The sequence below is a fragment of the Nocardia sp. NPDC058497 genome (genome assembly GCF_042720195.1).
In the GTDB taxonomy this organism is placed as follows: domain Bacteria; phylum Actinomycetota; class Actinomycetes; order Mycobacteriales; family Mycobacteriaceae; genus Nocardia.
This window is the reverse complement of the sequence record NZ_JBHXMY010000705.1, coordinates 1-2766: the sequence shown is the minus strand read 5'-3', so window position 1 is coordinate 2766 and position 2766 is coordinate 1. Positions and strand designations below refer to the sequence as shown.

The following is a 2766-nucleotide window of genomic DNA, read 5'->3' as shown; positions in this document are numbered from 1 at the left end:
CTTCTGTCGTAGCAAGACCGATCGCTGCCGGGTGGTCAGCCCTGTGGTGTCGGCCAACGCCTCCTCAACCCGGTCAACCGCGACGGCGATGTTGCCGGCGTCGCCAGCGATGTTGGATTGGCGCATCAGCACGTAGGTACGTAGCTGTGGATCACCGCACTCATTCGCGCGGGCGAGCGCCCGGGCAGACCACTTCATCGCTGTGCGCAGGTTCCCGGCGTCTTGATGAAGCCAACCGAGGAATTCGGCGAATCGCCCGGATGCGTATTGCAGTTGCGATCGGCCCTCGACACGGCCTTCCACAGCGGAATCGATAGCCAACAGCTGGTTTTCGACGATGTCGAGCAGATCGTGGGGCCCAGCGAGCATGTCCAACGCCGCATAGTTGTTCAGTGCCGCAAGAAGTGTCTCTGCCAGTGGCGCTTCCGTGCTGGCGCTCATTGCGGGCACTGTTTTCCCACTGGGAAGGCGCACCGCCGCATTGCCAGCCTCTGTGGCCGCCCCCAGTGGCTGCCGGCCCTGCGGATCCGACCACAGAAGCGCTTCAGGTATACCCAAGATGCGGGCTATGTCGGTCAGAACCTGGTGATCGATTTGAGCGCGCTGGTTCTCGAGCCTGCACAGCCGGGCCTGCGAGATACCCAACCAGCGAGCCAATTCGGTCTGCGGCAGCGGTCGGTGACCGTGGGCCGCGTGATGCCGGTAGGCCGCAAGAACCCTACCGACCTGCTCGCTCCGCAGGGCATCTCTGAGCTCGCCGACCCACCACTGCGCAGTCGGTATCCGAGTCGAGTACGCGGCGCGGGCGCACTCAACGCACAGCACGTTTCTGCCGATACCGATCGCAGGTCGTTGACACCGATCGCAGTCGCGGTGTCCGGGCAATGACGCCATCGGCTCACCTTATCCGCCGGATCGCCCTGTCGTGAATTGAACCTATTCACCCGAGGCCTTCATTGGATCAAATCTGCCGTCCACCATAGGAATCAGCACTCGCGCGAGGTGCAGGTCGGGCTTCTGCCGGCCGCTTCGCAGGAGAACGTCGAAGAATGCCCGACGTTCTCCATGGATGGGTGGCCAGAGGAATCAGCGGAAGGCAATTCGAGATGTCGATGACCGGGACTGTGAAGTGGTTCAGCGCCGAGAAGGGATTCGGGTTCATCGCCCGCAGCGACGGGCCCGATGTGTTCGTCCACTACTCGGGCATCATCGGCCAGGGGTTCCGAAGCCTGTCCGACAACGATCGAGTCCACTTCGAAATCACAGAGGGTGATCGCGGTCCCCAGGCAATCAAGGTCCGCCTTGCCAGCGCCGCAACCATCGCGGCGATCGAATAGACCGCTTCAGGCCGCGTGAAGCGAGGTGACCATCCGAGCTCGACCGACTGAGTCCCTCAGTTGGCTCCCTGTCGAGAGCACAACAGGTGTGGACGCGGTGTGGACATCGAACCTGTAGGCCGTAGCTGATGCCGCTGGTTACCTGAAAAGGCATAGTCGCGCACATGATTGGGGGTCGACAGCGGTGCGGAATCGAAAACACCAGGAGCTGAAAGCCATCCTGCGCAGCTTCGCCCGCTGCGGCCCAGAACCTCTGGAAGCCGTTGTCGCAGAACTCAAAGCCGAGGAATCAGATCGACCGAGCCGAAGCAACTCGCGTCGCCGTGCCGCGGCCGTGGACAAGGCACTTGCCGCCGTCACCAACCCACGATCGGACCGCAGACTACCGGCCTGGATCACGATCTCCCACCACACACGTGGAGGCAACCAATGAATGCGAACTCTGCCCAAGCGGCTCTGATCGAGGCTCCCACTCGCCAGCTTCCGGTCACACCCGAGGCCGAGCCGGCGGGCCTGGACTTGGTCGGTATCTCGATTGCGTCGCGGTGCGCCTACTACCAGCAGGTGTGTCAACTGCCAGCGGTCCTCGATCCTGACTCCGGCCAGATCATCGTCGTCGCGGGTCGGGTACAGGCGGTGATGATGCCGTCAGTTCTCGGTCATCGGGTGCGCGGCGAGCTGGACCGGTCCGACGCAGACAGCGGACCGATCGTGAGCCACCCCAAGTCGAGGTCGTGGACGTTCATCACCGCGGCCGATCGCCGGATCGACCAACTCCCTGACGCCACGTTGCTCTGGGTCAACAACGTTGTCGTCTTCGCCTCCGGCGTTCGGATCGGGCTCCCGACACCGACCGCCATCGACGCAGCATCGTGCCGAGAGTGGCAGGAGCCACCAACCAGTCCCCAGCGGCCCACGACGACCACGGTCCTTGACGCGGTCCAGGCCTGCTTGAAACGCGGTGGACACCAATGAGTACTTCGCGATTGCTGCCGGTGGACAAGGTGATTCACCGGGCCAGCATCTACCGCAATGCCTGCGGATTCGACGCCTTCGTCCGCGAATCCACCAGCCAGATCGTGCTGCGGACCGGGACAGTCGGCGCGATCGAGTTGCCGTGCGATTTCGGCCACCGGGTCATCAACGCGCTGCCGTGGCCGGGCCCGGTCATTGTGCACACCGACACCCCGCAACCCACAGTCACGATCCTGACCGGTCCCGTGCCCGCCCACCTGCGCAGCGGCGCGAGCTTCGCGGCGCTGACAGCCGCCGGAGCAGTGCTCGTGCCCGATGGTGACGAGGTGTTGTTGCCCTCGCCGCGAGATCCCGCGCGTCGCTGGCTACCGCAGGAGCCCCTGGATCCGTACCGGCCCACCGCCCCGGTCGGGTTCACCCCCAAAAACGCGGGCCGGTAGGACACCGGCGGGTT

3 protein-coding genes and 2 pseudogenes are annotated in these 2766 nt (G+C 64.2%); 3 read left to right on the top strand and 2 right to left on the bottom strand.

All coding sequences use genetic code 11. The features are described from left to right. Both ACFWPJ_RS29780 and ACFWPJ_RS29775 read right to left on the bottom strand, forming a co-directional pair. Nucleotides 1-441: pseudogene (locus ACFWPJ_RS29780) on the bottom strand (XRE family transcriptional regulator); the annotation flags it as partial. A 108-nt stretch (nt 442-549) separates the two neighbouring features. Beyond that, nucleotides 550-894 (bottom strand): annotated as a pseudogene (locus tag ACFWPJ_RS29775) (helix-turn-helix domain-containing protein); the annotation flags it as partial. A gap of 218 nt (nt 895-1112) precedes the next feature. Here ACFWPJ_RS29775 and ACFWPJ_RS29770 point away from each other — a divergent pair. The 3 genes from ACFWPJ_RS29770 (at nt 1113) to ACFWPJ_RS29760 (ending at nt 2752) form a co-directional block, all read left to right on the top strand. Continuing rightward, complete coding sequence (locus ACFWPJ_RS29770) at nt 1113-1337, top strand: cold shock domain-containing protein (RefSeq protein WP_378856380.1); 225 nt, start codon at nt 1113-1115, stop codon at nt 1335-1337. A gap of 429 nt (nt 1338-1766) precedes the next feature. Next, nucleotides 1767-2312, top strand: coding sequence for a DNA-directed RNA polymerase subunit beta (locus tag ACFWPJ_RS29765; protein ID WP_378856378.1), 546 nt, complete (start codon nt 1767-1769; stop codon nt 2310-2312). After that, complete coding sequence (locus tag ACFWPJ_RS29760) at nt 2309-2752, top strand: hypothetical protein (RefSeq protein WP_378856376.1); 444 nt, start codon at nt 2309-2311, stop codon at nt 2750-2752. Before ACFWPJ_RS29765 ends, ACFWPJ_RS29760 begins: the two co-directional genes overlap by 4 nt. Nucleotides 2753-2766: the final 14 nt, after the last annotated feature.

What these genes read in the sequence shown, in the direction of transcription:
- ACFWPJ_RS29760 (WP_378856376.1), top strand. Translation starts at nt 2,309, where the DNA reads ATGAGTACTTCGCGATTGCTGCCGGTGGACAAGGTGATTCACCGGGCC.
- ACFWPJ_RS29765 (WP_378856378.1), top strand. Translation starts at nt 1,767, where the DNA reads ATGAATGCGAACTCTGCCCAAGCGGCTCTGATCGAGGCTCCCACTCGC.
- ACFWPJ_RS29770 (WP_378856380.1), top strand. Translation starts at nt 1,113, where the DNA reads ATGACCGGGACTGTGAAGTGGTTCAGCGCCGAGAAGGGATTCGGGTTC.